The organism is Bordetella genomosp. 12 (genome assembly GCF_002261355.1).
GTDB lineage: Bacteria > Pseudomonadota > Gammaproteobacteria > Burkholderiales > Burkholderiaceae_B > Bordetella.
In genome coordinates, this window is record NZ_NEVU01000002.1 from 1,052,323 (window position 1) to 1,078,479 (window position 26,157).

Consider the following 26,157-nt stretch of genomic DNA (forward strand, 5'->3'; position numbering starts at 1 on the left):
ATATACATTATGCGTATTTCGTATGGAAGGGGTTCGGGATTGGGCTTTCTACGGCTTGATGCACCCACGGCAACCGGATTTGGGCCCCGGGATGCATGGCCGATGGGTTCGGTTTGCGGCCGCGGATCACCTCCAGATCTCCACGCGGTGATCGCCGGCATGCCGCGCCCGAACCGGAATGCCGCGCGCTGCGCGCGAGTATCCCGGCCGGTCTGACGTCAAGCGTGGCCGCGCTGCCGGCTTGCCGTGCACAGGACGAGGCGAGCGGCGGCTGGCTCGCCGCTCATCTGCCCTGCTCTGCCTTTACGCCGTGAGTTCCATGCTGCGCGTGACTTCCTCCTGCACGCGCTCCCAGATGGCGCGCTTGAGCTGGACGAACTGTTCCGAGAGCTGGACGTCGGCGCTGCGCGGGTGCGGCAGGTCGTTCTGGATGTCCTGCACGATGCGCCCTGGTTTGGAACCCATGACCGCCATCCGCGTCGACAGCGTCAAGGCCTCGTCGATCGAGTGCGTGATGAAGACGATGGTTTTGCCGCTTTCTTCGTAGATCTTGAGCAGCTGATCCTGCAAAACCTGGCGCGTCATGGCGTCCAGGGCGGCGAACGGTTCGTCGAACAGCATGACGTCGGGGTCGTTGGCCAGAACCCGCGCAATCGAGACGCGCTGTTTCATGCCGCCAGACAGCGCATGGGGGTACTTATCCGCGGCGTGCTTCAGGCCCACCATCTCGATGTACTTGCGGGCGATCGGCGCGCGCTCCGATTTGGGCATGCCGCGCATCTTGAGCCCGAATTCGACGTTCTCCTGCACGGTGCGCCAGGGAAAGAGCGCGTACTGCTGAAAAACCATGCCGCAGGCAGCGGTGACATCGGTGATCTGCCGGCCATTGACTTCGACCGAACCGGTGTTGGGCGTGATGAAGCCCGCGATCAGGTTGATCAAGGTGGATTTGCCGCAGCCCGAGGCGCCCAGCAGGACGAGAAATTCGCCCCGTTTGACCTCCAGGTTGACGTTGTCCAGCACTTTGACGTCGCCATAGGATTTGGATACGTCGCGCATGCGGATCATGGGGGTGGTGTCAGGAGTGTTCAACGTTGCCATGCGAGTATCCAGCGCTCAAGTAGGCGCAAGCAGAGGTCCGTCACCAGGACCGTGAAACTGATCAAAACCATGCCCAGCACGACCGTATCCGTCTGGAAGAACTCCTTGCCGTTCATGATCATGAAGCCCAGCCCCTCCTTGGATGCCACCAGTTCCGCGGAAATGACGCAGGTCCAGGACAGGCCGAGGATGATCTTCATGCCGGACAGGATCTGCGGCAGACAGCCCGGAAACAGCACTTCGCGCATGATTTGCCAGCGGTTGGCGCCCAGGTTGCGCGCCGCGCGCACCAGCAGCGGATCGATGCTGCGCGTGGCTTCCATCACATAGAGCAGCGCCGGCACGAAAGAGCCCATGAAGACGATGCTGTACTTCTGGGTTTCCGTGATGCCAAACCACAGCAGCGACAGCGGAATCCAGCTCATCGACGGCAAAGGCCGCAGAAAGGAGATGATGGGATCGAACACCGAGCGCGCCACCCGCGAGGTGCCCAGCAGGATACCCAGGGGGATGGCCACGACGATGGCGGCCAGAAAGCCCACCATCACCCGGCGTGCCGACGCCAGTACGTTGTAGAACAAGGCGCCTTGGTCGGACATCGACATGGCCCGGGCCAACACCTGTGACGGCGCCGGCAGGAAGATGGGGTCAACGGCGCCGCCGCGGCACAGCGCCTCCCACACCAGGAGAAAACCAAGCAGAGACAGTACGCTGACCAGGATCAGCGAACGGCCTCCTTTGTTCGATTGCGTGGACATGCTTTGACTTCCGTTTTACAGGTACTTGGTCTGGACCCAGTCTTTGACCACGGGCGCCTTGTCGATCTGTTTGAGCGAGACCAGCATGCCGGCCAGCTGCTGCATGCCGTTGACGAAGTTGCCGGGGTCCACCATGAGCGCGTGCTGCTCTTTCTCGGTGTACCAGGTCGTTTGCTTGATGACGGCTTCCTGCTCCTGCTGCGTCAGGCCGGTCAGTTCCAGAAGAACCTTGGCGGCCTCGGCGGGCGACTCGGTCATCATGGTGTTGGCCTGGAAGACGGCGGTCAGGAATTTGTGCACGGCCTCGGGGTTCTCCTTGCCGACGCTGGCGCGCGTGAGCAGGACGTCCGGCCCCGGCGTGATGCCGAATTGCTTGTACAGCGAGAAGGCGGTGTCATCGAGCAGCACACGGGTGCCGGGAATCGCCTTGATACGGTCGAAGGCCGGCGTCCAGGCAACGGCGGCCTCGATCTGCTTGCCCTGGAATGCTGCCAGCAGATTGGTCGCCGGCAGGTTGATGATGGTCACGTCCTTCTCAGGATCCAGGCCCGCCTGTTGCAGGACGTCGAGCAGCAGCACGTGCGCGCTGGAGGCGTAGGTCACGCCGATCTTCTTGCCCTTGAGGCCGGCGACGTCCTTGACGTCTTCCCGCACCAGCACGCCTTCGGCGCGGCCGAAATTGTTAGGCGTGGCGATGACCTGGAACTGGCGCGCGCCCGCGGCCATCAGCGCCAGTGAAGACACCACGCCGGTGCCGGCCAGATCGATATTGCCCGCCATGACCGCGCCCATGCGGTCCGAGGACGTGGCGAAGCTTTGCCAGGCGATGTCCAGGCCCTGCTTGTCGAACAGTCCGGTCTTCAGCGCAATATAGGCAGAATAATGGCCGAGCCATCCCGACCCGCCATAGGTCAGGCGTGTCTTGGCTGCGCGGGCAATCATAGGAAAGCCCATGGTGCTGGCTGCGGCAAGCGCGGTGGCGCGTTTCAACATGTCGCGACGATTCATGCTGTATTCCCCTTGGTCTATGCGCCTCGATGGCGCGGATGGTGAACCCGAACTGTCTCCCGACCCGAGGGGTGCCCGCCGATATATAAGCGGCGTCGATATAAAACATCGATTTCTCCGATCATGCGTTCGGGCTAACCCTAGGAAGGAAGCCGCCTCAACGGCGCAGGCTGCGCCACAGGGTGGCGCTGGGCAACTGCAGTCCCGGGACGATTTCTTTTTCGTAAAGCGATTCGACCGCCACGAGAATGGCCTCGCGGGCTTCATAAGGCAGCCGCCCTGCTTCGCTGGCGCGCGCGGCCAGATAGAAGCTGCGGCTGTTGGGTATTTCGGCGCTGGTGGTGGGCAGATTCAAGGGCAGCACTTTCAGGGTCGGCAGAAAATGCCGGCTTTGCCACAGGCATAGCGGCGTGCTGACGGCAAAGCCCAGCCCGGCGCTGACCAGGCTGAGCAAGGGATCCGTGTTGTCGAATTCGAAGGTGCGTTCGATGAAGATGCCGCGCGACTCTAGCAGGCGGTCGATCTCGGCGCCCATGAAGGAACGCGCGCTGTAGCGGATGAATTGCGATCGCCGGGCCAGCTCGGTCAAGCTGGTGCTGGCGGTATATGGCATGTCCTGGGGCAGCACCAGCAGATAGGGCTCGCTAAACAGCGGATACTTGCGGATCACGCTGCGGGCGGCCGTGGGGCTGGTCGTGACGGAGATATCCAGCTGCCGGTCTTCGAGCTGTTTGTCCAGCACCGGCGTGATGCCCGACCACAAGCGAATCTGCCGCGAGGCACCGCTCAAGCCGCGGATCAGCGTCGGGCCCAAGGTCCCGGCAAAGGAATCCACGCAACCGAAGCGCACGATGTTGCGCTTGGCGCGGCTCAGATTGCGTACGCTCTCGCTCAGATTACCGGCCTGCTCCAGCAAACGGGCGGCATGATCGAAGAGCAGATCGCCCGCGGAAGTCGGCCGCGCCGGCCGCGTGCTGCGGTCCAGCAGTTCGACCGAGAGGTCCGTCTCCAGTTGCTTGATGCGCTGGGAGACGGCCGCCTGCGAGATACCGAGCAGCCGGGCGGCGCCGGACACCGAGGCCGCTTCCACCGTGGCGACCCAGGTAAGCAGCAGAATCCATTCCGGATAATTGGCCGGCGCATCGTAGCTGAAGCGGTTCATGGTCAAGGCAAGGCGCGATACGCCGCATTCACCAGTTGCTGCACGACCGCCGTGACGCGGCGCGCCTCGGTATCGTGCCAGGCATAGGGAAACTGCTCATCCATGTAGGTGGACTGACACATCTCCAGCTGCACGGCGTGGATGTGCTTGGCCGGGTTGCCGTAGTGGCGGGTGATGTAGCCCCCCTTGAAGCGTCCGTTGATTGCGTAGCTATAGGGCGAACCTGCCAGTTCGGCAGCGATGGCCTGTTCGATGGCCGCCGATGCACTCGCGCCACCCGCCGTGCCGATGTTCAGGTCAGGCAACTTGCCGTCGAACAGGCGCGGGATCACGCTGGCAATCGAGTGGGCCTCCCACAGCAGCACGCGGCCGTGCACGGCTTGCAGCCGGTCGAGCTCGGCCTGCAGTTGATCGTGGTAAGGCTGCCAGTAGCGATCACGGCGCGCCGCCCGCTCCGCGGCGGTGATGTCTTGCCGCCCGTCCCGGTACAGCGCCTGTCCGTCGAAGGTGTGGGTCGGGCACAGCCCCGTCTTGGCCTGGCCGGGGTACAGGTTCTCGTCATTGGGCGGCCGGTTCAGGTCCACGACATAGCGCGAGTAGCGCGCGGCCAGTACCGAGGCGCCCATGGCCTGGGCGAAGGCGTAGAGGCGGTCCAGATGCCAATCCGTATCGCCGGAGCGGCACCCCAGCTCGGTCATCAACGGCTGTTGGCTATCCGGGATCCGATGGCCCAGATGCGGGATGGAGATCAGCAGCGGCGCCGTGCCGGTTTGAAAGTCAAAAATGTCGCTCATATCAACTCGTTCCGGGCCCACTGCCCTCGCCTGTCGCATGCTAGGCAGCCCGCGAGTCGGCCCCGTTAATATTTGCCAGGCTGATGCTCAACTTTATTCAGCGCTTATAAAATCCCCGGCATCATCCGGGTAAACCTGGATAGCCACGGCTGCGCTTGCATAAGCGGCCGTGATACAGTTTCTTCCGTTTTTGAGGCGGAATCATTCCATGCACGGCGAAGGTATCGCTCGCTATCCCGATTGGGAGTTGCTGGCCAGTTGGGTAGCCGTTGTCGAGGCCGGCTCGATCTCCGAGGCTGCCAAGCGGTTGAGGATTTCGCAGGCGGGCGTGTCGCAGCGGGTCAAGGCCATCGAGGCCTTGCTGGATACCGAGCTGCTGGACCGCTCCACCCGCCCTGCCCGGCCCACCTCCGCCGGCCAGCGGCTTTTCGAGCACGCGACGGCCATTCTGCAAAGCGCCGATCAGATGATAGAGGGCGTGCGCAATGTCAGCCGCGCCAAGCGTGTGGTGGTGCGGCTGGGCTGCGTCGATTCATTCGCGGCGACGGTGGGGCCTATCATCATTCGTGCGCTCAGCGGCACCTCGCAGCAGGTCCGCCTGTGGTCGGGGATCACCCCCACGCTGGATGCCCAGCTCGAAGCGCGCCAGCTGGATATGGCGGTGACGACGTCGGGCGTCGGTCTGGCGCCTGGCGTTCGCCGCCAGAAGCTGTTCTCCGAACCTTATTTCGCCGTCCTGCCCAAGGCTTTCCCCGTGGAGCGGCTGGGCTCGCTGACGGACTTGAGCCATCAACTACGCTTTATCCGCTATAGCGCGCGCTCGGTGATCGGCCAGCATGTCGATACCTATTTGATGGGCCATACCGATACCATCGAACGCACGTGCGAGTTCGACGCCACAGATCCGATGCTCAGTCTGGTCGCGGCGGGCCTGGGGTTTGCCATCACCACGCCCTTGTGCTTATGGCAATCGCGGCATTTCGTGCCCGATATCCGGGTGGTGCCGCTCAGCAGCTTCTCGCGCCACCGGCGCCCTTACGAAGTCCTGAGCCGCAGCTTCTACCTGAGCTCGCGCGAAAATGAACTGGGTAACCTTCCCAACGACATGCATGACCTGCTTTGCCAGGCTTACGAAAAGCAGATCTCGCGCGACATCGCCAAGGCGCTTGGCCTGCAGCCGCACGAGGTCTACTCCTTCACGCAGTAGGCGGGCATGGCGGGGATGAACGACCTCCCCGCCTTGCCTCAAAGGGCGGCGGTCACCGCCGGCACGATGTCGAAGAGATCGCCCACCACGCCATAGTCGGACACCCCAAAGATGGGCGCGTCGCCGTCTTTGTTGATGGCCACGATGACCTTGGAGTCCTTCATGCCGGCCAGATGCTGGATCGCTCCGGAGATACCGACGGCGATGTAGAGCTCCGGCGCCACGATCTTGCCGGTTTGGCCGACCTGATAGTCATTGGGCGCATAGCCGGAGTCCACCGCGGCGCGCGAGGCGCCGATGGCTGCACCCAGTTTCTCGGCCAGGGGGTCGAGCAAGGCGAAATTCTCGGCGCTGCCCATGCCTCTGCCGCCCGCGACCACGACGCGCGCGGCCGTGAGGTCCGGGCGTTCGCTTTTGACGACTTCACGACGCAGAAATTCGGCCAGGCCTGTGGCGGGCGCGGCGGCGACGGCCTCAACGTGCGCGCTTGCGCCTTCGGCCGGGACGGCGTCAAAGGCCGTCGCGCGCACCGTGATCACCTTGACCGCATCGGCCGACCGGACCGTGGCGATGGCGTTGCCCGCATAGATGGGGCGTTTAAAAGTGTCCGGGTCGACCACGGCAATGATGTCGGAGATCTGGGCGACATCCAGTTCGGCCGCGACGCGGGGCGCCACGTTCTTGCCCGCCGCCGAGGCGGTGAACAGGAGATGACGGTACGGCCCGGAAACGGCCACCGTCTGCGCCGCGACGTCTTCGGCCAGCTGGTGGGCAAGATGGGCGGCGTCCGCCACCAGAACTTTCTCCACGCCGGCAATGCGGCTGACGCAGGCGGCCAGGGCCTGGACGTCGTGTCCGGCGAGCAGGACATGCACTGGCGCACCGATGGCCTGCGCGGCGGCCAGTGTGTTGAGCGTGGCGGGTTTGAGTTGACCGTTGTCGTGGTCGGCGATAACGAGCGTCGTCATTCAGATTACCTTTGCTTCCTGCTTGAGTTTGCCAACCAGCGTCGCCACGTCCGGCACCACGATGCCCGGCTTGCGCGCGGCGGGCTCTTCGACGCGCAGGGTCTGCAGGCGCGGGCTGGGATCCACGCCCAGTTCGGCGGCGGCGACCACGTCCAAGGGCTTTTTCTTGGCTTTCATGATGTTGGGCAGCGTGACGTAGCGCGGCTCATTGAGGCGCAGATCGGTGGTGATGACCGCCGGCAAGGCCAACGACAGCACTTCGGATCCGCCATCGATCTCGCGCGTCACGATGGCGCGCCCTTCGGCGATCTCAATCGCGCTGGCATAGGTGGCTTGAGGCCACTTGAGCAAGGCCGCCAGCATCTGGCCGGTCTGCCCGGCGTCATCATCGATGGCCTGCTTGCCCAGAATGACCAGTTGAGCCTGTTCTTTGTCGACCACGGCCTTGAGCAGCTTGGCGACAGCCAGCGACTGCAGCTCGGCGTCGGTCTGCACCAGTATGGCGCGGTCGGCGCCGATGGCCAGCGCCGTGCGCAGGGTCTCCTGGCTTTGCGCCGTGCCGCAGGACACCGCGAGCACTTCGCTGGCCTGACCCGCTTCCTTCAGGCGCGTGGCGGCCTCGACCGCGATTTCATCGAAGGGATTCATCGACATCTTCACATTGCCGACGTCGATCCCGCTGTTGTCAGACTTGACGCGTACCTTGACGTTGTAGTCAACGACGCGCTTGACTGCTGCGATCACTTTCATCACATCTACCTCAAACGAATGCTGCAATAGGAGCCAGGGGCTCGATCAAAACGAAGAACGCTGCGGTCCCGCCGAGGGGGTGCAGCGTGCGGGCGGCGCTGCCGGGTTCCAGCAAGGCGAAGGCCTGCGCGGGGAGGTCCAGGCCGAGAGACAGTCGCGCGGGGCCATCCCACGCCAGGACCAGAGCATGCGCGTGGGCCGGCACTTCGGCGCTGCCGTCCAGCCGCCTCGCGGACAAGTGGTATTGGCCCGCGCGCGCCATGACATTGAGCGCCACGCAGGCCCCCTGCCGGAGGCTGGCCTGCCAGGCAGGGGCACCGTCGTACACGGCGGCCACGCCTGGCATCAAGGTCACACTGCGCGGCCCGTCTTGCAAAACGAGCCCGGCGCCGGCCACGATCACGGACAAACGCGTCAGCCCTGCAAAGCTTGAGTAGGCGCCATCGCGGCCGATGTCGGCCAGGCTGATGCGCCACTGCTCGCCCTGGCGCGCCAGCGTACGGGTCACCCCGCCGCCGTTGCGCCAGGGTTCCGCGGCCAGGGCGCTCAGGGGTTGCACGCCGCTCATGTCAGGACACAGCGCCCAATCCGTACTTGCCGGTCAGCAGTGCGCCGGTCTCAAAACGCTGGATGGAGTACGGCTCCAGCGAGACGGCGGTGGGCAGGCCCAAAGCTGCTTGCGCCAGAATCAGGCCCACGGTGGGCGAGAGCTTGAAACCATGCCCCGAGAAACCGTAGCCCACCACCAGCCCTTCGAGGCCAGGCAGCTTGCCCAGAACGGGATTCCAGTCCGGGGTCACGTCATAAACGCCGGTCCAGGACGAGGCAATGCCGGCGGCTTCATAGGCGGGGAAACGTTCGGCGACCTGCGCACCCACTTCCACCACATAGTCCATGGGGATGTCGCCCTGCTCCACTTCGGCGGCCTTGAGCTTCTCGCCGACGATGCCCTCGCTGACCAGCATCTGGTTGCCGCCATAGCTGCGGCAATACAGCATGCCGGGCGATGCCAGGTCCTTGAAGACCGGCATCGAAAAGGTGTATTTGGCCGGATCGCACTCCAGGGCCAGGACGGCGTGGCGCTCGGGCACGACCGGCAGGCTGCGGCCCGTCCAACCCGCCAGCTCCGGCGTCCAGATATTCTGGGTGCTGACCACCGTCTTGGCGTGGAAGTCGCCCGCCGTGGTCGATACCCCCACCACCTTGCCGTTCTCGATCAGCAGGCGCTTGACCTCGACGTTTTCGCGCACCGTCACGCCACGGCGGCGCGCGGCACGGGCAAAACTCGTTGCCACCAGATAGGCGTCGGCAAAACCGGCCTCCGGCTCATAGCCGATCAAGGCCGCATCGTCAAAGCGCGCGATGGGCAAGAGCTCGGCGGCCTGCTGCTGGCTCAGCAGCTCGAGCGGGATACCCTGCTCTTGCTGTTGTTGCAGGGAGGCACGCAGGGGCTCGAGTTTGTCGCCTTCTGGCGCGACAATCATGTAGCCGCATTTGACCAGGCCGCAGGAGGCTTCGTCATCTTCCAGGTATTGAGAAAAATTATTGAACACGGCCCAGGATTGGCGTGCCAGTTCCACATTTTCCTTGACCGAATAGTGCGTGCGGAGAATGCCGGACGACTGCGAAGTCGTCCCGGCGCCTATCGTGCCCCGGTCCAGAACGAGTACGTTCTTGGTGCCGAGCTTGGCCAGATGAAATGCAACCGAGCTGCCGATGACGCCGGCGCCGATGACCACTACGTCGTATGTATTCACTGCGTTCAACCTTCCGAATCTGGGGAGTGCTGAAAAGTGTCATACATCCGGTTCGCGGCGCGATAAATATAAGTGATGGCGATTCTTAGCTAAACCAATGGCAAAGCTAGAGGCCCCCGGGGCTCCGGGAGCGGCCTTTGCATCAGCCCGACTTATCTTCAGTTCCGTTGGCGCTGAAGCTCGGGCGGGCGGGCGACCCGCCTGATTAAGCTTGCCCCGTCCGCCCTACCCTGGGCCCAATGGCGCGCCAAGAGAGATGAATCATCACGATCTGATTGCGGAATATGGTCCGCGTGAAACCATGGAATACGACGTCGTCATCGTCGGCGGCGGGCCGGCCGGCCTGTCGGCAGCGATACGTCTGAAGCAACTGAGCCAGCAGGCTGGCGCCGAACTGAGCGTCTGTGTCCTGGAGAAAGGCTCCGAGGTCGGCGCCCATATCCTGTCGGGCGCAGTCATGGACCCGCGCGCCTTGACCGAATTGTTGCCGGACTGGCGTGCGCAGGGGGCGCCGCTGCAGGTGGAGGTCAGCGCCGACCGGTTTCTGTTTCTGGGCAAAAACTCGTCCGTGCAGGTTCCCAATGCCTTGTTGCCCGAGAGCTTCAAGAACCATGGCAACTACGTCGTCAGCCTGGCCAACGTGGCGCGCTGGCTCGGCCAGCAGGCCGAGGCGCTGGGCGTGGACGTCTTCGCCGGTTTCGCGGCCACCGAAGTCCTGTACACCCCTGCCGGCGCGGTCATGGGTGTGGCGACGGGGAATGTGGGCGTCAACAAACAGGGCCAGCCCGGCCCGGAGTTCCAGCTGGGCATGGCGCTGCATGCGAAATACACCCTGTTTGCCGAGGGCGCGCGCGGCCACTTGGGCAGACAACTCATGCAGCGCTATGACCTGCAACGCGACGCCGCGCCCCAGGTTTACGGCCTGGGCATCAAAGAGGTCTGGCGCATCGACCCGGCGCGGCACCAGCCCGGGCTGGTGGTTCATACCGCGGGATGGCCGCTGGACAACTCCACCTACGGCGGGTCGTTTCTGTATCACCTGGACGACCACCAGGTCGTCGTGGGTTTTGTCGTCGGCCTGGGCTACGCCAACCCTTATCTCTCCCCTTTTGAAGAGTTTCAGCGCTACAAAACCCACCCCGCCATTCGCCACTATCTGGACGGCGGCAAGCGGCTCGCCTATGGCGCACGGGCTATCGCCGCAGGGGGGCTGACCTCTCTGCCGCAGCTGGTGTTTCCGGGCGGTGCGCTGATTGGTTGCGAAGCCGGCTTTCTCAATGCGTCACGCATCAAGGGCAGTCATGCCGCGATCAAATCCGGCAGCCTGGCCGCCGAAGCGGCCTTTGCCGCACTGGCGCAATCGCGCCAGCATGACGTCCTGGCGGATTATCCGCGGGCGTTTAAGGCATCCTGGCTTTGGCAGGAGCTGCATCGCGCGCGCAACTTCAAACAGTGGATGAGCAAGGGCTTGTATCTCGGCTCGGCCATGGTCGGTCTGGAGCAACTGGTGCTGCGCGGCAAAATGCCCTGGACCTTGCGCCACCGCAAGGCCGACCACGAAGCGCTGCGGCCCGCCGAAGCGTTCGCGCCCATCGACTATCCCAAGCCCGATGGCACGTTGACATTCGACCGTCTGTCCTCCGTGTTTCTGTCCAATACCAACCACGCAGAGAACCAGCCGCCTCACCTGACGCTCAAGGACGCCAGTGTTCCGGTGGCCGTCAACCTGCGCACCTACGCCGGGGTGGAAACCCGGTTCTGCCCCGCGGGGGTGTACGAGTTCGGGCAGACAGAAACGGGCGCCGACCAGCTCATCATCAATGCCCAGAATTGTGTCCACTGCAAGACCTGCGACATCAAGGACCCGACCCAGAACATCGTCTGGGTCGCGCCCGAAGGCGGCGGCGGCCCGAACTACAGCAATATGTGAGGCGCCGCCCGTCCAACGCTTCAGGCGTAGCCGGGCTTAGATAGCCGGGCTTAATTGGCCGCGTGAGCCGGGGCCACGGCCGCGCCTTCGATACCGTGCCGCGCGAGCGCGTCGGCCACAAAGCCGGTGCGTTTCATGTCCTCGACGAATGCAGCCAGCAGCGCGGCGGCCTTCTCGCCCCGGCTGCTGGGCACCCCCATCGCCTGGCGTATGGTCATAAAGCTGCCCGGCAGCAGCCGCAATCCGGGATACTGGCGCGCATCCTTTTCGAGCTGCTGCCGCACGCCCGCGGCGATGTCGTCGCCTTGCTCTAGAAAGGTCTGCACCACCGTTGGCGAGGTCGCCGCGCGCGTGATGCGGGCGCGCTTTAACTCGCGGGTCAGGAACAGGTCATAAGCACTGCCCTTGCCTACCGTGACACGGTGGCCTGGCCGGTCGACCTCGTCCATGGCTCGCAGCTCGGCGTCTTCCCGCACCAGATAGGCGCCTTCGATCAGCACGTAGGCATCGGTGAACGTGATCGCCGCTGCGCGCTTGGGGTCGATCGCGAAAAAGCCGATATCGGCCTTTTCCTGGGTCACCGTGTCCACGGCGAGCCCGGCGCTTTCGAGCACGACGAGCTCGAGCTCCACACCCAGCCGCTGGGCGAACGCCCTGGCAAGGTCGACCGACACGCCGGCGGGCCCGCCGTCAGGTTCGCGGCGGGCCAGGATGGGGTTGCCGAGATTGATGGTGGCGCGCATCGCCCCGGTTGGGATGAAGGCGGCAATGAGGTCGGGGCTAAGTGGCATCGAAAGGCTCTTTTTTCATCAAAGGCGAATGCGTTGTGTCGCGGGTGCGCAGCACAAATCCAGGCGTTGGGGGGTCAGGTCGTCGCCGAACCAGGCATTAATGGCTGCCTGCCGCTCGCCGACGTACTGCGGCTGTCCGTGCGGATCGAGCTTCATGCCAATGTCGTGCCCAGGCACGAGCAAGGTGTCAGGCTTGCGTTGCCACCACGCCCAGATTTGCGCCAGGCTGGCATGGCTGTCATCCCGATCCGCCGTATCGGCCACGGTGCGCGAGACCAGCTCGGCCCGGTTCTTGGCCGCATCTCCGGTAAACAAAATCGTCTGCGGGCCCGCATCCACATAGAACAGTAAGTGGCCCGGCGTATGGCCCGGCGCGGCAATGGCGGTCATGGCGGGCAGAAATGCCTGGCCGTCGTCCAATAGGTGCACGGCGGGCCGCTGCGTCAACTCCCGGACATAGAGTTCGGGCAAGGGATTGAAGCCCGGCGGCTGGGCTGCGGCCCATTCCAGCTCTCGCCGGCCTATCCAGACGGTGGCGTTCGGAAAGAGCGTGAAGTTGACCGCGTGGTCGTAGTGCGCGTGCGTCAGGACCACGTCGGTGATGGCGTCGGGGGCCACGCCGCAAGCCTGCAATTGCTGGTGCAGGAGATGCCTTACGCCAAAAGCGCCCACGTCGACCAGAATATTGCGCCCTTCATGGCGCAGCAAAGTGGTCGTGCTCCAGCCCAGGCCGCCATGGCAGACGGCCCGGCCAGGAAATCCCTGGATGAGAATGTCGATCTGATACATGGTCAGTCTGCCTTGACGTTGGCGTCCTTGATCAGCTTGCGGTAGCGTGCCAGATCCTCATCGATCTGGACCGCAAAGGCCTCGGGCGTGCCTGCCACCATCTCATTGCCGCCTTCGGTCGCCAGTTTGAACACGACCTCAGGGTCGTGCGCGGCCTTTTGCACCGCCTTGTGCAGCCTGGCGATGATGGCCGGATCGGTTCCGGCCGGCGCCAGCAGCCCCTGAAACTGCGTCACCTCGAAATCCTTGTATCCCAGCTCCTGCAAGGTGGGGATGTCGGGCAGGCCGGGCGCCCGGCGCGGGCCGGACACGGCGTAACCGCGCAGCTTGCCAGAGCGGATATGCGGCGTGGCGGTGACGACGGTATCGAACGTGAAGGTGAGCTGCCCGCCCAGCACGTCAGTCAGCGCCTGGGCATTGCCTTTATAGGGAATGTGCGAGAGCTGCGTACCCGTCTGCACGGCAAACAGCTCTCCCGCGAGATGGCCGCCGGCGCCGATGCCGGCCGAACCGTAGGTGACGGCGCCGGGCGCTTGCTTTGCGGCGGCGATCAGATCGGGCAAGCCCTGAATCTTGGAAGCTTCAGGCACCACCAGCACGTATTGGTAGCTGGTGATCTGGCTGATGGGGGCGAAATCCTTGACCGGGTCGTATGGCGTCTTGGCATACAAGGAAGGGTTGACGACCAAGGGCCCGCTGGCGTCGAGCAAGAGCGTGTAGCCATCCGGGGCGGACTTGGCCACCAGATCCGTGCCTATCATGCCATTGGCCCCGGGCTTGTTCTCGACCACGACGGTCGCGCCCAGGTCCTTGGTCATGTGCGCGGCCATGACCCGCGCCGTAATGTCGGCGGCCCCGCCGGCCACATAAGGCACGATCAGGCGGATGGGCTTCTCGGGATACGTGCCCGCCTGCGCGGCGCCGCCCGCCACGGTCAGGGCGACGCAGCTCGCAAGGACGCACGCCAGCTGGATGGTTGTTCTCATCGTTGTCTCCTCGGCGGGATCAGCCCGCGTGGCGTTGCAGCAAGGCAAGCACATCCGCGTCCAGCGTGACGCCGTTCGCGCGTTGAGCGGCCATTCTGCCAAGCTCGATCTCACCGGGCTGAATGACGGGGCGGTCGGCGGCCGCTGGCGGGCTGTCATGCAGGATGGCGGCAAAGTCGTTCATGCGCTCGGCCAGCCAGGCGGTCGAGCCCAGAAAACGGGTGTTGATCAGCAGGAAGAAATGGCCCAGATTCTGGGGTTGATCCGGAGCATCGACCCAGGACTTCACGTGGGTCAGGTAGGCCGCGTTGGACAGCAGGCCGGCAAACAAATCGACCATCAACGCCAGGCCATAACCCTTGTGCCCGCCGATGGGTTGCAGAAAGCCGTCGAGCGCCTGTTTGGGGTCGGTGGTCGGCAACCCTTGCGCATCGGTCGCCCAGGTGTCCGGGATGCGCGTGCCCGCTTTCAGGGCGTTGCGGATCTTGGCCCGGGCCACCACGCTCATCGCCATGTCCAGCAGAAAATGCTTGCCCGCAGGATTGGGTACGCCAAAACCGATGGGGCTGTTGCCGACGCGGGCATCCGTGCCGCCCCAGGGAGCGATCGTGGTGGTGGCGTTGCTGCCGATGATGCTGGCGAAACCCGCCTCGGCCGCCAACAGGCCATAGGGGGAAATCGGGCCGAAATGGTTGCTGTTGCGTGCGAAAGCGATTCCTACGCCGTTATCGCGCGCGGCATCCATGGCCGCGCGCAGGGCATGCATGCCGACCAAGGGGCCGACCCCATTGTCACCGTCGATGAGGCGGATCGCCGGCGCGGGGCTGGCGACCTGGATGTGCGCCCGGGCGTTGATGCCCTGCACCTCCAGCCGCTCTCCATACGACTCCAGCCGGGACAGTCCATGCGTGGACAGGCCGAACAAATCGGCCAGCACCAGGACCTCGACGACGTCCGCCGCGTCGGCGGGCGGCAGGCCCAGATTCTCAAATGCCTTGGTACCCAGCGCTTTGAGCTGGTGTTCGGGGACGACAACGGTGTTACGAGCGTTGGACATACAGAGACTTCCAATGAGCAAAATGGTTGAACTATTCGATCGACAGGCGGGCGTCCTGGACGACCTTGCCCCAGCGCTTTTCTTCGGCGTCGATAAAGGCGGCGAACTCGGCCGGACCGGCTCCCGAGGGTTCGCTGGCGTCGTGTGCCAGACGGGTTTGCACGCTTTGCGAGCGCAGGGCTTTGTTTGCCGACGCATGCAGTCTGTCCACGACGGACTGGGGCGTTCCGGCAGGGGCGAGCAGCCCGAACCACTGCGAGCTCTCGAAACCGGGATAGCCTTGCTCGGCCACCGTGGGCACGTCTGGCAGCACCGGCAGGCGCTTGGCCGAGCCCACGGCCACGATGCGGATGCTCCCGGCTTGGGCATGCGGCAATAGCCCCGGGGTTCCGGCAGCAGCGGCGTCGATGTTGCCGGCCAGCAGATCATTGACCTGAGCGCCGGTTCCCTTGTAAGGGACGTGCACCACGTCGATGCCCGCGGCGGACTTGAGCATTTCGAAAGCCAGGTGGCCGGCGCTGCCGTTGCCCGCCGAACCGTAGTTCAAGGCGCCGGGCTTGGCCTTGGCCAGCGCGACAAAGGCTGGCAGCGTGCGGGCATCGACTTTGCCGCCCACGGCAAAGACCATGGGTAGCTTGGCCAGCAGGACAATGGGCGCGAAATCACGGCGCGGGTCGTAGTTCAGCTTGGGCATCATCGTGGGATTGACCGCCAGGGTGCCCACATGGCCCAGCAAAAGCGTGTAGCCATCCGGGTTGGCGCGCGCCACTTCGGTGGTGGCGATGACGCCCTGCCCGCCTCCCTTGTTCTCGACGACGATTTGCTGGCCGAGATCACGCGACATCTCGGCGGCGACCGCCCGCGCCACGACATCCGAGCTTCCGCCCGGGCCGTAGGGGACCAGCAGGCGTATGGGGCGTTCCGGCCACGCTGCGTGCGCCAGGGTCGATACGGCGGCCAGCACGCCCAGCGCCAGGGAGCGCGCCGCCAGGCGCCGCGAAAACAAACCGCTATACAAGGCCATCAGTCCAGTCTCCATATGAACACCGTTTCTCGGAACGGCTGATGGCTATCGTGCGCTCCAGAGGTAATGGAGTAAAGTGCAAAAATTCGGTCTATTCTTGTTAAAAACGCATGAAATTCGATCTTGCCGACTTGCGCGCTTTTCTGGCCGTGGCGGACCTGGGAAGCTTTCGGGCCGCCTCGGAGGCCCTGCATCTGTCGCAATCCGCTTTGTCGCGCCGCGCCGACAAGCTCGAAGCGGCCCTGGGTGTGCAGTTGTTCACACGAACCACCCGGCGCGTCGAACTCACAACGCTGGGCCGAGGTTTCGTGCCGCGGGCGCGCAATGTGCTCAATGAGCTGGAGAGCGCGCTGGTGGGGATTCAAGACGTGGCCGTGCGCCTATCCGGGCTGGTGACGGTGGCTTGCGTGCCGTCGGCGGTGGCCTACTTTCTGCCGGCGGTCATCCGCGACTACCACGCCAAGTATCCGCGCATCCGTATTCGCATCATCGACGAGTCTTCCTCGCAGGTGCTGACGGCAGTGGCACGGGGTGACGCGGATTTCGGGCTCACGTATATCGGCACCAACGACGCCGAAATCGAGTTCAAGCCCCTCCTGGAAGAACCCTTCGTGGCGGCCGTCAATCGTTCCCATCGGTTGGCGAGGCGTACATCCGTGCGCTGGGCGGAGTTGTCCGAGCACCCCTATATTTCCCTGGCGCAAGGCAGCGGCAATCGCTTCCTCATCGACCAGGCTCTGGCGTTGAGCGTGCAACAGCCCCGCCACTTTTGCGAGGTCCAGCACGTGCCGGCCTTGGTGAGCATGGTGGAGGCCGGCCTGGGCATCGGGGTCGTGCCCAGCCTGGCGATGCCTCCCGATGATCACGGAACCCTGGTCAGCATCCCGCTGACAGAGCCCGCCGTGAGCCGCACGATCGGCTTGATACACCCCCGGGGCAAAGCGCTGAATCCGGTGGCCAAGCTCTTCTACGAACTGCTGGCCGAGCAGGTCGAATCCCGTAAACCCTGAGACCGTAGGGGCCGAGCCAGGGGTAGGTCAGACGCCGCGGTCGGCCGCAGCGATTCGTTGTGCCGGCCATATCCCCTGATCGACCAGCAGCCCGATCTGCTCCGTGATGACATCGCGCACGGCGGCGCTGGCGGGCGTGGAGGGGCGGGTCATGGATGTCGTGCACGACACCTTGCGGGAAATATGCGGCCGAATCAGCGGGGCCATGCGCAACAGGCCTGCCGCCACCTCGTCGGCCACGGCGCCGGGCGAAAGAATCGTCAGGGCCACCCCGGCCTGAACGGCTTTCTTGATGTTGGGCAGGGAATCGATTTCGGCCACGACCTGCAAGCTCACCCCGGCCTGCCGGCAGGCCGCATCGACGATCCGCCGCAGCCCATGTTCCTGCGAGGGCAGCAGCAAAGGCCGGGCGGCCAGCGCTTTGAGTGTCAGGCCGGCTCGGGGCAGCGCGCTGGTCGGCGCGCTGATGACCGCCAGGCGTTCTTCGAGCAAGGGGAGCTGCAGCAAGGACGCGTCGTTTTCCGTCAGAAAGGTCACGGAGATATCCAGCCTGCCCGCGCGTAGCCACTCGATGAGGTAGCCGCTGTGGCTTTCGATGATCTTCAGCTTGATACCGGGATAGCGCAGGCGTGTGGTCTGGAGAATCGGCAGTGTGGCCACCAGCGCGACCGTCGTCGGCAAGCCGATGACCACCTCGCCGCGCAGATCCTGTTGGCTTTGCTGGACGGCATCGCGCGCTCTTTCCACATCGGCCAGGACAACCCGGGCGTGTTCAAGCAGAACCTGCCCGGCCGCGGTCAGAGACATGCCCCGATTGGAACGGACAAACAAGCGCGCGCCTAACTCGGCCTCCAGCGCCGCCATGCTCTGGCTCAAGGCCGGCTGGGCCACGTGCAGGATGCGCGAAGCGGCCAGCACGCCGCCGGCTTCATGGATGCCGATCAGATAGCGCAGTTGGCGCAGTTCCATGCTATTGATTCAATCAATATTGAGTAGATATTTAATGTATTTTACATATATCAGCCTATCCCGGACACTGGCGCCAAGGAGCACAAAAATGGAAGAAACCTCTTTGAATGGCGCCGCCCCGGCCATGCTGGCCGACCTGCGTGTCATCGATCTGTCGCGTCTGGTGTCGGGCAACATGCTCACCCACGTTCTGGCCGATCTCGGCGCGGACGTCATCAAGGTCGAGCCGCCCTGCAAAGGCGATGAGTTGCGGGCCTGGCAACGCGCGGGCATGAGCACCTATTGGCTGGCTTACGGCCGCAACAAGGACAGTGTCGAGCTGGATCTGAGATCGGCCGAAGGCATGGCGGCGCTGCGGACGCTGATCGCAGGCGCTGATATCCTGGTGGAGAACTTCCGCCCCGGCACCTTGGAAAAAATGGGCTTGACGCGCCCTGCCCTGCAGGCCCTGCGCCCCGGCCTGGTCTTGGTGCGGATCTCGGGATGGGGCCAGACGGGCAGCTATGCCGGCAAGGGAGGCTTCGGCTCCCTGATCGAAGCCATGAGCGGGTTCGCCGCCATGAACGGCCACGAAGACCGGCCGCCCGTGTTGCCTCCCTTTGCGATGGCCGACTCGGTGGCGGGGATATATGGCGCGACGCTGGCCTTGGCGGCCGTGCGCCGCCGCGACCGCGAGCAAGCGCCGGCCCTGCAGGAAATCGATCTGTCCTTGTTCGAGCCGCTGTTTTCGATCCTGGGGCCTCAGGCTGCCGAGTACCAGTTGACGGGCAAAGTGACGCCACGCTCGGGCAGCCGTTCGCCCACCCATGCGCCGCGCAATGTGTACCGCACCCTGGATGAGCGCTGGGTAGCCCTGTCGGCAGGCATGGAAAACACGCTGGCCCGGCTGTTCGAAGGCGTCGGCTACCCGCAGGGGCTGCAGGATCCGCGCTTCGCCACGCATGAAGCGCGTCTGGCCAACATCGATGCGCTGGACGCGCTTATCCAAAGCCATATCGGCACGCTTACGCTGGAGCAGGCACTGGCGTTTTTCGCCGCGCGCGATATTACCGCCGGGCCGGTGTGCGATATCTCGGATCTCATGGCGCACCCTTACATCACCGAACGCGGCCTGTTGGTGGATCAGCAGGCGCCCGACGGGCGCACGGTCAAAGTGCACGCGGCGCCCTATCGGATTAACGGCCAACGCCCCGCCATCCGCCGGCCCGCACCTGTGCTGGGGCAGGACAACGCCAAATGGCTCAACGCGGCCGCCGCCGACACCCAACCGGCGCCGAGGCAGTCATGACGCACCCGGCCATTATCCGTTCCCTGTTGTTCGTGCCGGCAGCCAGCGACAGGCTCCTGGCAAGCGCGCTGGGCCGCGACTGCGACGGCGTCATCCTCGACCTCGAGGACGGCACCCATCCCACCCTGAAAGAGGAGGCCCGGCGCAAACTGCCCGAAGCGATCGGGCGCCTCAAGGCCGCCGGCAAATGCGCCGCCGTGCGCATCAACGGCGAATGGGTGTCCGCCTGCCGTGACCTTGCCGCGGCCATCACGCCCGGGGTGGATATCGTGGTGCTGCCCAAGGTGGAACACCCCCGCGATGTGCTGATCCTGGCCCGAATGATGAGCACCTTCGAGAGCCAGGCGGGCATGCCGCCGGGCGAGGTGCGCTTGCTGCTGCAGATTGAAAGCGCGGCGGCCTTGCCGCAGCTCTACGACATCGCTTCGGCCTCTCCCAGGGCCATGGGGATGATGTTGGGCAGCGAAGACTACTCGCTCGACGTGGGCGCTCTGCCCACGCCCGATGCCCTCTTCTACCCCAGCATGATGGTGCTCAACGCGGCGCGGGCGGCAGGCATTCAGCCAATGGGTTTCATCGGCTCGATCGCGCAGTTGGGCAGCCCGGAGGAGTTCGCGGTGACGCTGGAGCGGGCCAAATCCCTGGGATTCCGCGGCGCGGTGATCGTGCACCCGAAGTTCATCGACGTGGCCAACTGCTGCTATAGCGCCAGCGACGCCCAATTGGCCGATGCGCGCCAGCTGGTCGCGGCCTTCGAAACCGCGATGGCGCAAGGCCAGGGCGCTATCAAACTGGGCGACATCATGGTCGACAAACCGGTCTATGAGCGCGCGCTGCGGCAATTGGCCGAAGCCGGCCGCTGAACGCGCCAGCCGTCCGCCTACGCGGGCGGCGTGTAGCGGGATGGCGCTCCGAGGCGATGCTCAGAGCACTTCTTTATCGACGTGTTGCACCACCAGATCGATCACCCGCGGCGTGTTTTTGGAGGCCAACGCCTCGATGATGGCGCAGTGCTCCTGGTGCAGCGTCTCGCGGCTCTCCGGCACAAAACCGTAGATGCGCCAGGCCTGCGTCCAGAGTTGATGGATCTGGCGTTGCATCGCGCTCAGGATAGGGTTGCCGGCGAGTTCGGCCACTTTGGCCTCGAAGCTCAGGTCCAGGCCCGCGTTCTCTTCGAACTCATCGTTGGCCGTTTTGTCCTGGGCATTCTCGTCGATCAACTCTTTGAGGACGCGGATACTGCCTTTGTTGGCCTTGACGGCATAAGCCTCGAAGACCGCACGTTCGACCGCGGTGCGTGCCGCGATCAGGTGCTGCATCAAGTCCTTATTCACACCCTGAGACAACATCTCGTTCAGATTGCCGGCGGTCGCTGAGTCGAGTCTTTTCTCGACCAGAAACGTCCCGCTGCCTACACGCGTCTCGATGCGCCCGGCGGCCTCGAACACCTTGAGCGCCTGGCGGATGGACGAGCGGCTTACGCCAAAGCTCTCCGACAGTTCTCGCTCCGAAGGCAGTTTGTCGCCCACTTGCAGTTGGCCACTGTTAAGCAGGTTCTCCAGCTGCTGGCACACCTCCTGGAAGATGTCCGTGCGTTTGATGGGGAGCATTGAAAAAGGCGTCTTGCTCATAAAACCTGCCGTCGACCGTCCGAAATTCCTGAACGCGAACTTTAGCATTCTTTGCTGAATTGGTCCGTCCACTTCTCAATAACGCAAAGCTCTTCCTCGCGCAATTAGGGATTTTCTCGGCAAACTGGATAGTTGTCCGACCACTTTCAGTCGGATAGCATACCAATCATCGCGTGCACCCGATTTGCCAGGTGCTGCGCCAAAGCGAGGATTGGAGACGTGAGTCATGTACAGAAGTAATTTTGAACCCGGGTCTACCCGTTGGGCCGTGCGCCGCAGTCAATGGCGCAGCATGGGCATCCGTGAAGAAGACATGGAAAAGCCCAAAATCGCCATTATCAACACGTCCAACAAGCTGTCGAGCTGTTACGTGCACGTCGACGATATTTGCGCCATTGTCCAGGATGCCATCCGTGACGCCGGCGGCCTGGCCTTCGAAGTGCGTACCGTGGCGCCGAGCGACTTTGTCACCAGCGCGGGTAAGAAGGCGCGTTATCTCATGCCGACGCGCGACCTGATGGTCAACGAGGTCGAAGCCATGATGGAAGGCGCCGTGCTCGATGGCATGATCTGCCTGTCTTCGTGCGACAAGACCACGCCCGCGCACCTGATGGCTGCCGCGCGCCTGGATGTCCCTTCCCTCTTGCTGACCTGTGGCTATCAGATCGGAGGAAAGTGCTCCAATGAAAAGTTCGAGGGCCAGTTCTTCGATATCGATGATGTCTATGAGCAGATCGGCGCGCTGGCGACCCGCAGCATCACGCTCAAGGACCTGACGGACATGACGGACGTGGCGATTCAGTCGCCGGGCGTGTGCGCCGGCCTGGGCACGGCCAACTCCATGCATATCGTCGCCGAAGCCATGGGCATGACGCTGCCTGGCAACTCCCCGATCTGGGCCAACGGACGCCGCCTGCGGGAGTACGCCCAGGCCGCGGGACGGCAGATCGTCGAATTGACGCAGCATGGCGTGTCAGCGCGCAAGATCATCACCGAGCAGGCCATCCGCAACGCGGTGATGATGGTCCTGGCCGTGGGGGGATCCGTCAACACGGTACGCCACATCGCCGCGGTGGCGACCGAGGCGGAGCTGCCGCTGGACGTGGTCAAACTCTATGAAGACTATGGCCAGGCCATCAAGCTGCTGACGGCGGTGCGGCCCAATGGCCCCTTCCGCACTGAGGATCTGGAAGCGGCTGGCGGCACCCCTGCCGTCATGAGCCAGCTGCGCGAGCATCTGCATCTGGATGCCTTGACCGTCACCGGCAAAACCGTGGGCGAGAATATCACCCAGGCGCGTGTCAAGGACGCCAAGATCATCCGCACGCTGGGCGACCCGGTGAGCCAGCGCCCGGGCGTCGGCATTCTGCGCGGCAATCTGGCTCCCAACGGGGCCATCGTGAAGCTGTCGGCCGTGCCCGGCGAGCGCGCCGAGTTCTCCGGCCCCGCCAACATCTATGAGGGCGAAGACGAGGCCATTGCTGCCCTGGGCGAAGACAAGATCAACAAAGGTGACGTCATCGTGCTGCGCAACATGGGCCCCACCGGTGGTCCAGGCACCGTCTTTGCCTGCAGCTTCGTGGCGGCGCTCAATGGCGCAGGCATTGCCGAGCACGTCGCGGTCGTCACCGACGGCGAGCTCTCGGGCCTGAACCGCGGGATCATCGTGGGCCAATTGATGCCCGAATCGGCCGCAGGCGGCCCGTTGGCGGTCGTGCGCCAAGGCGAAACCATCCACATTGATTTCGTCAATCGCAAGATCGACATGGACGTGCCTCAGGCCGAGATCGACCAGCGCCTGAGCGAATGGCGTCCGCGCGAGCTCGAATTGGGCGGCGGCAACAGCACCTATCTCCTGCAGTATGCGCAGTTGGTGCAACCCATCGAACAAGGCGCCGTGCTGGGCAAACGCAAAGTGCACGCTCAACCCACCTGAACCCAGGGGCGCGTCCTGCGCCCCGCTCAAAAATCATAACAACGACGCAAGGAGACAGCCATCATGTCCACGTTGGCAGCGGCGCAGAAGGCCCGCAAAGCGGGTATCGCAGCATTTATCGGCACCGTACTCGAATGGTACGACTTCATCATCTATGGCACCGCCGCGGCGATTGTCCTGAACCGGGTGTTCTTTCCCAACAGTGATCCGACAGTCGGCACGCTGGCCGCTTTTGCGACCTATGCGGTGGGGTTTCTTGCCCGGCCGCTGGGCGGCCTGTTTCTGGGTTACCTCGGCGACAAGGTCGGGCGCAAGTCCGTGCTCGTTCTCACATTGTTCCTGATGGGTGGCGCGACCACGGCCATCGGCCTGCTGCCCGGCTATGACACCATCGGCGTCTGGGCCCCGGCCTTGCTCGTGCTGATGCGCTTGATCCAGGGCTTTGGCGCGGGCGGCGAGTACGCCGGCGCCGTGGTGTTGTCGGTCGAGCATGCGCAAAAGGGTAAGCGCGGCGCGGCAGGCGCCTGGGCGCCGCTCGGGTTCGCCGCGGCCACCCTGTTCGCCAACGCGGTGTTCTTTTTCTTCCTGACGGTGCTGAGCGAGGAACAGTTCATGGCCTGGGGCTGGCGGATTCCCTTCCTGCTGGGCGCGGCCTGCATGCTCGTGGGCTATCTGATCCGGCGCAATATCGAGGAACCCCCGGCTTTCGAGAAGGCACAGCAAGCCGGCCAAGTCAAAAAGATCGGCCTTTTCTCGGCCATCCGGCACAATCCGCGCAGCTTCTTTATCGTGATCGGTACGCGGATGGGCGAAAACGGCTTTGCTTATCTTTACCCGGTTTTCTGCGTCTCGTATGTGGTGACGACGCTGAAGATGGAAAAGTCCATGGCGCTGTGGGCCGTCATCATCGCCTCGGCCATCCAGTTGGTGACGATCCCCTTCTATGGCGCGCTGTCTGACCGCATCGGCCGTAAGAAAGTCTATCTGGGCGGCATCATCTTCTCGGTGCTGTGGCTGGTTCCCTTCTTCATGCTGCTGGATATCCAGGCGTTCTGGGCGATCGTGCTGGGTTTTGCCGTGGGTCTGGGCATTGCCTACCCCGCCATGCTCTCGCCCCAGGCCGCCTGGTACGCAGAACTGTTCGACACCGAGTTCCGGCTGGCCGGCTTTGCCTTCTCCCGTGAACTGGGCTCCTTGCTGGCCGGCGGCCTGGCTCCCTTTATCGCCACGGCGCTGTATACCTACTATCACCATTGGTGGCCCATCGTGGTCTACATGGGAAGCATGGGCGTCCTGACACTGATCGCGCTGGCCCTGGGTCCAGAAACCGTGCACAAAGACATTGAATGACCGGAAGACAGCCGCCTCGAAGGCGGCTTTTCACCGACAAGGAGACAACATGAGCCCCACTCCCGACGTTTTTCCAGGCTGGCGCCTCGAGCACCGCTACGAGTCCTTGCCAGATCTGCCCGTGTTGGCTGAAGTCGATGTGCTGGTGGTGGGCGGCGGCGCCGCCGGCGTGGCGGCGGCCACCACGGCGGCCGAGGCAGGCATGCAGACGCTGATCGTCGAACGCTATGGCTTTTTTGGCGGTGCCGCCGTGGCCGGCATGTCCGGCACCCTATGCGGCATGTATATGGCCAGCGATACGCGCAGCGATCCCGAGCAAGTGGTTACCGGCTTTACCGAACGCTTCCGGGCCGCGCTCGAGGTGCGGGGGGGGGTGACCGGCCCGCAACGCTATGGCAAAACCTGGACCGTGACCCATGATCCGCTCATGTGGCGCGAGGTTGCGGACCAGCTCGTCGAAGCGGCCGGGGCGCGGGTGTTGTTTCATACCAGCGTCAGCGGCGTCATCATGCGCGGCGACGCCTGCATCGGCGTCGTGCTGGAGTCGGCCGCGGGCCAATCCATTGTCCTGGCCCGTTGTGTCATCGACGCCTCGGGCGACGCCGCCGTGGTGGCTCGCGCCGGATTGGGCTATGTTTTTGGCGACCAAGGAAAAATCCAGAATCCCACCATGTTCTTCCGCCTGGGCCAGGTGGATATGGCCAGGTTCCTCGACTATTGGGGCGAGGACACCATCAATCCGCCCAAGGTCAGCGAGGCCATCACGCTAGCGGATGAGCAACACCGTTATGCCCTGCCGCGCAAGAAAATCTGGATCTTTCCCACGACGCGGCCGGGCGAACTCCTGGTCAACGCCACGCGGCTGACCTCGCGCGATGGTCACATGATGAATGTGATCAATCCTGCGGACATCACCGAGGCGGAGATCGATGGACGCAAACAAGTCCGTGAATACGCCGCCTTTCTCAGCGCCTGCGTGCCGGGCTGCGAGGCCAGCTACGTGGTCGATACCGGCACCCAGGTGGGTGTGCGGCAAACGCGCAGCATCGTCGGCGTGGCGACGCTGAGCAATGAAGATGTGCTCCAATGCCGCAAACGCCCCGACGGCATTTGCCGGGTGCCCTGGCCCATTGAGCTGCACGCCGGCGAGAAGCCCAAACTGCATTGGTTGCTGGATGATTACTACGAAGTGCCCTACCTCGCGCTGGTGCCCGAACACGGCGAGAACCTGATCGTGGCGGGCCGCTGCCTCAGCGCCGAACATGAGGCTTTGGCATCGGCCAGGGTCACCGCGCAATGCTTCGAATACGGCCGGGCCGCCGCCTTGGCCGCCGTGTTGTCCCTGCAAACAACGCGCCGCTTGCGGGATATTCCGGGCGAGGAAATCCGTGCTGCCATGCGCCAATTGGGCAGCAGCCTGTAACGGCGCCAGCCTGTCTGGCCGCCCCAACACACCCAAGCTCGGTTAAAGTTGCGGCTATGAGCAGAAATAGCAAGCAAAAACCCGTGAGCAAGGGCGGCGGCCGCTCGCCCAACTCCTTTTATGACGCCGAGGCCATGGAGCACTTCATGGCCCTGATCGGCCTGCAATGGCGCCCGGGCTCCGTCCAGCGCGCCGAAGTGCGGGCCAGTTACCGGCTCGGCCCGGCCCGGCCGCTGATCATCGAGCATACCGAGGTCGAGTTTCATTGCGACGAACGCCGCGCCAAGGTCTGGGTGCCGGAGTTTCAGCGCACGAGCTTTCACCAGTGGTTCGAAGTCCCCTACCAGGAATTCGAATACACGCCCGGCGGCTCCATGCTGAAGATCAAGGCGCCGGCACGCGGCAACGCCCCGCCTTACAGCGTCGGCCTCAAACCGCTGGGCTGAGGCCGGCGCGCTGGCGGCCCGG

At 64.1% G+C, this 26,157-nt stretch carries 25 protein-coding genes; 9 read left to right on the forward strand and 16 right to left on the reverse strand.

Annotated elements, in window-relative coordinates:
* Positions 1-303: 303 nt before the first annotated feature.
* From CAL22_RS10390 to hutG, 5 genes are all read right to left on the reverse strand, one after another.
* Positions 304-1,101, reverse strand: coding sequence for an ABC transporter ATP-binding protein (locus CAL22_RS10390; RefSeq protein WP_094812846.1), 798 nt, complete (start codon positions 1,099-1,101; stop codon positions 304-306).
* Complete coding sequence (locus CAL22_RS10395) at positions 1,089-1,859, reverse strand: ABC transporter permease (protein ID WP_094812847.1); 771 nt, start codon at positions 1,857-1,859, stop codon at positions 1,089-1,091. The genes CAL22_RS10390 and CAL22_RS10395 overlap by 13 nt, the downstream gene beginning before the upstream one ends.
* 15 nt (positions 1,860-1,874) lie before the next feature.
* Positions 1,875-2,852 carry an aliphatic sulfonate ABC transporter substrate-binding protein gene (locus tag CAL22_RS10400; RefSeq protein WP_094813593.1) on the reverse strand — a complete coding sequence of 326 codons (978 nt, stop codon included), beginning with the start codon at positions 2,850-2,852 and terminating at the stop codon, positions 1,875-1,877.
* 172 nt (positions 2,853-3,024) lie between these two features.
* A complete protein-coding gene (locus tag CAL22_RS10405; protein WP_094812849.1) occupies positions 3,025-4,029 on the reverse strand; it encodes a LysR family transcriptional regulator in 1,005 nt (334 codons plus the stop codon).
* A 2-nt stretch (positions 4,030-4,031) separates the two neighbouring features.
* The gene (gene hutG / locus CAL22_RS10410) at positions 4,032-4,823 is read right to left on the reverse strand and encodes an N-formylglutamate deformylase (protein ID WP_094812851.1); all 792 of its coding nucleotides are present in this window, start codon (positions 4,821-4,823) and stop codon (positions 4,032-4,034) included.
* 208 nt (positions 4,824-5,031) lie between these two features.
* On the opposite strand from hutG, the gene CAL22_RS10415 reads away from it, so the two are divergent.
* Positions 5,032-6,030 (forward strand): LysR family transcriptional regulator, encoded by a 999-nt coding sequence (locus CAL22_RS10415; protein WP_094812853.1) that lies wholly within the window; start codon positions 5,032-5,034, stop codon positions 6,028-6,030.
* Between the two features lie 38 nt (positions 6,031-6,068).
* Here CAL22_RS10415 and CAL22_RS10420 read toward each other — a convergent pair whose 3' ends face one another.
* From CAL22_RS10420 to CAL22_RS10435, 4 genes are read right to left on the reverse strand one after another with little or no spacing between them, the layout of a single operon-like run.
* Positions 6,069-6,998 (reverse strand): electron transfer flavoprotein subunit alpha/FixB family protein, encoded by a 930-nt coding sequence (locus CAL22_RS10420; RefSeq protein WP_094812855.1) that lies wholly within the window; start codon positions 6,996-6,998, stop codon positions 6,069-6,071.
* Positions 6,999-7,748 (reverse strand): electron transfer flavoprotein subunit beta/FixA family protein, encoded by a 750-nt coding sequence (locus tag CAL22_RS10425; RefSeq protein ID WP_094812857.1) that lies wholly within the window; start codon positions 7,746-7,748, stop codon positions 6,999-7,001. It lies immediately after the preceding gene.
* A 10-nt stretch (positions 7,749-7,758) separates the two neighbouring features.
* A complete protein-coding gene (locus CAL22_RS10430) occupies positions 7,759-8,316 on the reverse strand; it encodes a HutD/Ves family protein (protein WP_094812859.1) in 558 nt (185 codons plus the stop codon).
* A 1-nt stretch (position 8,317) separates the two neighbouring features.
* Positions 8,318-9,505: an NAD(P)/FAD-dependent oxidoreductase gene (locus CAL22_RS10435; protein WP_094812861.1), complete on the reverse strand. Its 1,188-nt coding sequence runs from the start codon at positions 9,503-9,505 to the stop codon at positions 8,318-8,320.
* 256 nt (positions 9,506-9,761) lie between these two features.
* On the opposite strand from CAL22_RS10435, the gene CAL22_RS10440 reads away from it, so the two are divergent.
* Positions 9,762-11,435, forward strand: coding sequence for an electron transfer flavoprotein-ubiquinone oxidoreductase (locus tag CAL22_RS10440; protein ID WP_094812863.1), 1,674 nt, complete (start codon positions 9,762-9,764; stop codon positions 11,433-11,435).
* A gap of 50 nt (positions 11,436-11,485) precedes the next feature.
* Here the strand turns inward: CAL22_RS10440 and CAL22_RS10445 are convergent, their stop codons facing one another.
* Genes CAL22_RS10445 through CAL22_RS10465 form a run of 5 tightly spaced genes read right to left on the reverse strand, consistent with a single transcriptional unit; the run spans position 11,486 to position 16,097 of the window.
* Positions 11,486-12,226 carry an ABC transporter substrate-binding protein gene (locus CAL22_RS10445; RefSeq protein ID WP_094812865.1) on the reverse strand — a complete coding sequence of 247 codons (741 nt, stop codon included), beginning with the start codon at positions 12,224-12,226 and terminating at the stop codon, positions 11,486-11,488.
* Positions 12,227-12,244: 18 nt separating this feature from the next.
* Positions 12,245-13,015, reverse strand: coding sequence for an MBL fold metallo-hydrolase (locus tag CAL22_RS10450; protein WP_094812867.1), 771 nt, complete (start codon positions 13,013-13,015; stop codon positions 12,245-12,247).
* 2 nt (positions 13,016-13,017) lie between these two features.
* On the reverse strand, positions 13,018-14,001 hold the full coding sequence (locus CAL22_RS10455) for a Bug family tripartite tricarboxylate transporter substrate binding protein (RefSeq protein WP_094812869.1): 984 nt from the start codon (positions 13,999-14,001) through the stop codon (positions 13,018-13,020).
* A gap of 19 nt (positions 14,002-14,020) precedes the next feature.
* Complete coding sequence (locus tag CAL22_RS10460; protein WP_094812871.1) at positions 14,021-15,058, reverse strand: Ldh family oxidoreductase; 1,038 nt, start codon at positions 15,056-15,058, stop codon at positions 14,021-14,023.
* 31 nt (positions 15,059-15,089) lie between these two features.
* Positions 15,090-16,097, reverse strand: coding sequence for a Bug family tripartite tricarboxylate transporter substrate binding protein (locus CAL22_RS10465; protein WP_244193831.1), 1,008 nt, complete (start codon positions 16,095-16,097; stop codon positions 15,090-15,092).
* Between the two features lie 95 nt (positions 16,098-16,192).
* On the opposite strand from CAL22_RS10465, the gene CAL22_RS10470 reads away from it, so the two are divergent.
* Complete coding sequence (locus CAL22_RS10470; RefSeq protein WP_094812874.1) at positions 16,193-17,092, forward strand: LysR family transcriptional regulator; 900 nt, start codon at positions 16,193-16,195, stop codon at positions 17,090-17,092.
* Positions 17,093-17,119: 27 nt separating this feature from the next.
* Here the strand turns inward: CAL22_RS10470 and CAL22_RS10475 are convergent, their stop codons facing one another.
* Complete coding sequence (locus CAL22_RS10475) at positions 17,120-18,061, reverse strand: LysR substrate-binding domain-containing protein (protein WP_094812876.1); 942 nt, start codon at positions 18,059-18,061, stop codon at positions 17,120-17,122.
* Positions 18,062-18,149: 88 nt separating this feature from the next.
* Between CAL22_RS10475 and CAL22_RS10480 the strand changes: the two genes are divergently transcribed.
* On the forward strand, positions 18,150-19,349 hold the full coding sequence (locus CAL22_RS10480; RefSeq protein WP_167383590.1) for a CaiB/BaiF CoA transferase family protein: 1,200 nt from the start codon (positions 18,150-18,152) through the stop codon (positions 19,347-19,349).
* Entirely contained in the window at positions 19,346-20,212 is an 867-nt protein-coding gene (locus CAL22_RS10485; RefSeq protein ID WP_094812880.1) for an HpcH/HpaI aldolase/citrate lyase family protein, read from the forward strand. Before CAL22_RS10480 ends, CAL22_RS10485 begins: the two co-directional genes overlap by 4 nt.
* 60 nt (positions 20,213-20,272) lie before the next feature.
* Here the strand turns inward: CAL22_RS10485 and CAL22_RS10490 are convergent, their stop codons facing one another.
* Positions 20,273-20,980: a FadR/GntR family transcriptional regulator gene (locus CAL22_RS10490; protein WP_167383591.1), complete on the reverse strand. Its 708-nt coding sequence runs from the start codon at positions 20,978-20,980 to the stop codon at positions 20,273-20,275.
* 226 nt (positions 20,981-21,206) lie between these two features.
* Between CAL22_RS10490 and CAL22_RS10495 the strand changes: the two genes are divergently transcribed.
* The 4 genes from CAL22_RS10495 to CAL22_RS10510 all read left to right on the forward strand — a co-directional run bounded on the left by CAL22_RS10495 (position 21,207) and on the right by CAL22_RS10510 (position 26,135).
* The gene (locus tag CAL22_RS10495; protein ID WP_094812884.1) at positions 21,207-22,916 is read left to right on the forward strand and encodes a dihydroxy-acid dehydratase; all 1,710 of its coding nucleotides are present in this window, start codon (positions 21,207-21,209) and stop codon (positions 22,914-22,916) included.
* Between the two features lie 63 nt (positions 22,917-22,979).
* Positions 22,980-24,266: an MFS transporter gene (locus CAL22_RS10500; RefSeq protein ID WP_094812886.1), complete on the forward strand. Its 1,287-nt coding sequence runs from the start codon at positions 22,980-22,982 to the stop codon at positions 24,264-24,266.
* A gap of 49 nt (positions 24,267-24,315) precedes the next feature.
* A complete protein-coding gene (locus CAL22_RS10505) occupies positions 24,316-25,689 on the forward strand; it encodes an FAD-dependent oxidoreductase (RefSeq protein WP_094812888.1) in 1,374 nt (457 codons plus the stop codon).
* Positions 25,690-25,772: 83 nt separating this feature from the next.
* Positions 25,773-26,135, forward strand: coding sequence for a hypothetical protein (locus CAL22_RS10510; protein ID WP_244193832.1), 363 nt, complete (start codon positions 25,773-25,775; stop codon positions 26,133-26,135).
* Positions 26,136-26,157 lie beyond the last annotated feature (22 nt).

Coding starts and splice junctions, on each gene's coding strand:
- CAL22_RS10390 (WP_094812846.1), bottom strand. CDS start 1,101: ATGGCAACGTTGAACACTCCTGACACCACCCCCATGATCCGCATGCGC.
- CAL22_RS10395 (WP_094812847.1), bottom strand. CDS start 1,859: ATGTCCACGCAATCGAACAAAGGAGGCCGTTCGCTGATCCTGGTCAGC.
- CAL22_RS10400 (WP_094813593.1), bottom strand. CDS start 2,852: ATGTTGAAACGCGCCACCGCGCTTGCCGCAGCCAGCACCATGGGCTTT.
- CAL22_RS10405 (WP_094812849.1), bottom strand. CDS start 4,029: ATGAACCGCTTCAGCTACGATGCGCCGGCCAATTATCCGGAATGGATT.
- hutG (WP_094812851.1), bottom strand. CDS start 4,823: ATGAGCGACATTTTTGACTTTCAAACCGGCACGGCGCCGCTGCTGATC.
- CAL22_RS10415 (WP_094812853.1), top strand. CDS start 5,032: ATGCACGGCGAAGGTATCGCTCGCTATCCCGATTGGGAGTTGCTGGCC.
- CAL22_RS10420 (WP_094812855.1), bottom strand. CDS start 6,998: ATGACGACGCTCGTTATCGCCGACCACGACAACGGTCAACTCAAACCC.
- CAL22_RS10425 (WP_094812857.1), bottom strand. CDS start 7,748: ATGAAAGTGATCGCAGCAGTCAAGCGCGTCGTTGACTACAACGTCAAG.
- CAL22_RS10430 (WP_094812859.1), bottom strand. CDS start 8,316: ATGAGCGGCGTGCAACCCCTGAGCGCCCTGGCCGCGGAACCCTGGCGC.
- CAL22_RS10440 (WP_094812863.1), top strand. CDS start 9,762: ATGAATCATCACGATCTGATTGCGGAATATGGTCCGCGTGAAACCATG.
- CAL22_RS10445 (WP_094812865.1), bottom strand. CDS start 12,226: ATGCCACTTAGCCCCGACCTCATTGCCGCCTTCATCCCAACCGGGGCG.
- CAL22_RS10450 (WP_094812867.1), bottom strand. CDS start 13,015: ATGTATCAGATCGACATTCTCATCCAGGGATTTCCTGGCCGGGCCGTC.
- CAL22_RS10455 (WP_094812869.1), bottom strand. CDS start 14,001: ATGAGAACAACCATCCAGCTGGCGTGCGTCCTTGCGAGCTGCGTCGCC.
- CAL22_RS10460 (WP_094812871.1), bottom strand. CDS start 15,058: ATGTCCAACGCTCGTAACACCGTTGTCGTCCCCGAACACCAGCTCAAA.
- CAL22_RS10465 (WP_244193831.1), bottom strand. CDS start 16,097: ATGGAGACTGGACTGATGGCCTTGTATAGCGGTTTGTTTTCGCGGCGC.
- CAL22_RS10470 (WP_094812874.1), top strand. CDS start 16,193: ATGAAATTCGATCTTGCCGACTTGCGCGCTTTTCTGGCCGTGGCGGAC.
- CAL22_RS10475 (WP_094812876.1), bottom strand. CDS start 18,061: ATGGAACTGCGCCAACTGCGCTATCTGATCGGCATCCATGAAGCCGGC.
- CAL22_RS10480 (WP_167383590.1), top strand. CDS start 18,150: ATGGAAGAAACCTCTTTGAATGGCGCCGCCCCGGCCATGCTGGCCGAC.
- CAL22_RS10485 (WP_094812880.1), top strand. CDS start 19,346: ATGACGCACCCGGCCATTATCCGTTCCCTGTTGTTCGTGCCGGCAGCC.
- CAL22_RS10490 (WP_167383591.1), bottom strand. CDS start 20,980: ATGAGCAAGACGCCTTTTTCAATGCTCCCCATCAAACGCACGGACATC.
- CAL22_RS10495 (WP_094812884.1), top strand. CDS start 21,207: ATGTACAGAAGTAATTTTGAACCCGGGTCTACCCGTTGGGCCGTGCGC.
- CAL22_RS10500 (WP_094812886.1), top strand. CDS start 22,980: ATGTCCACGTTGGCAGCGGCGCAGAAGGCCCGCAAAGCGGGTATCGCA.
- CAL22_RS10505 (WP_094812888.1), top strand. CDS start 24,316: ATGAGCCCCACTCCCGACGTTTTTCCAGGCTGGCGCCTCGAGCACCGC.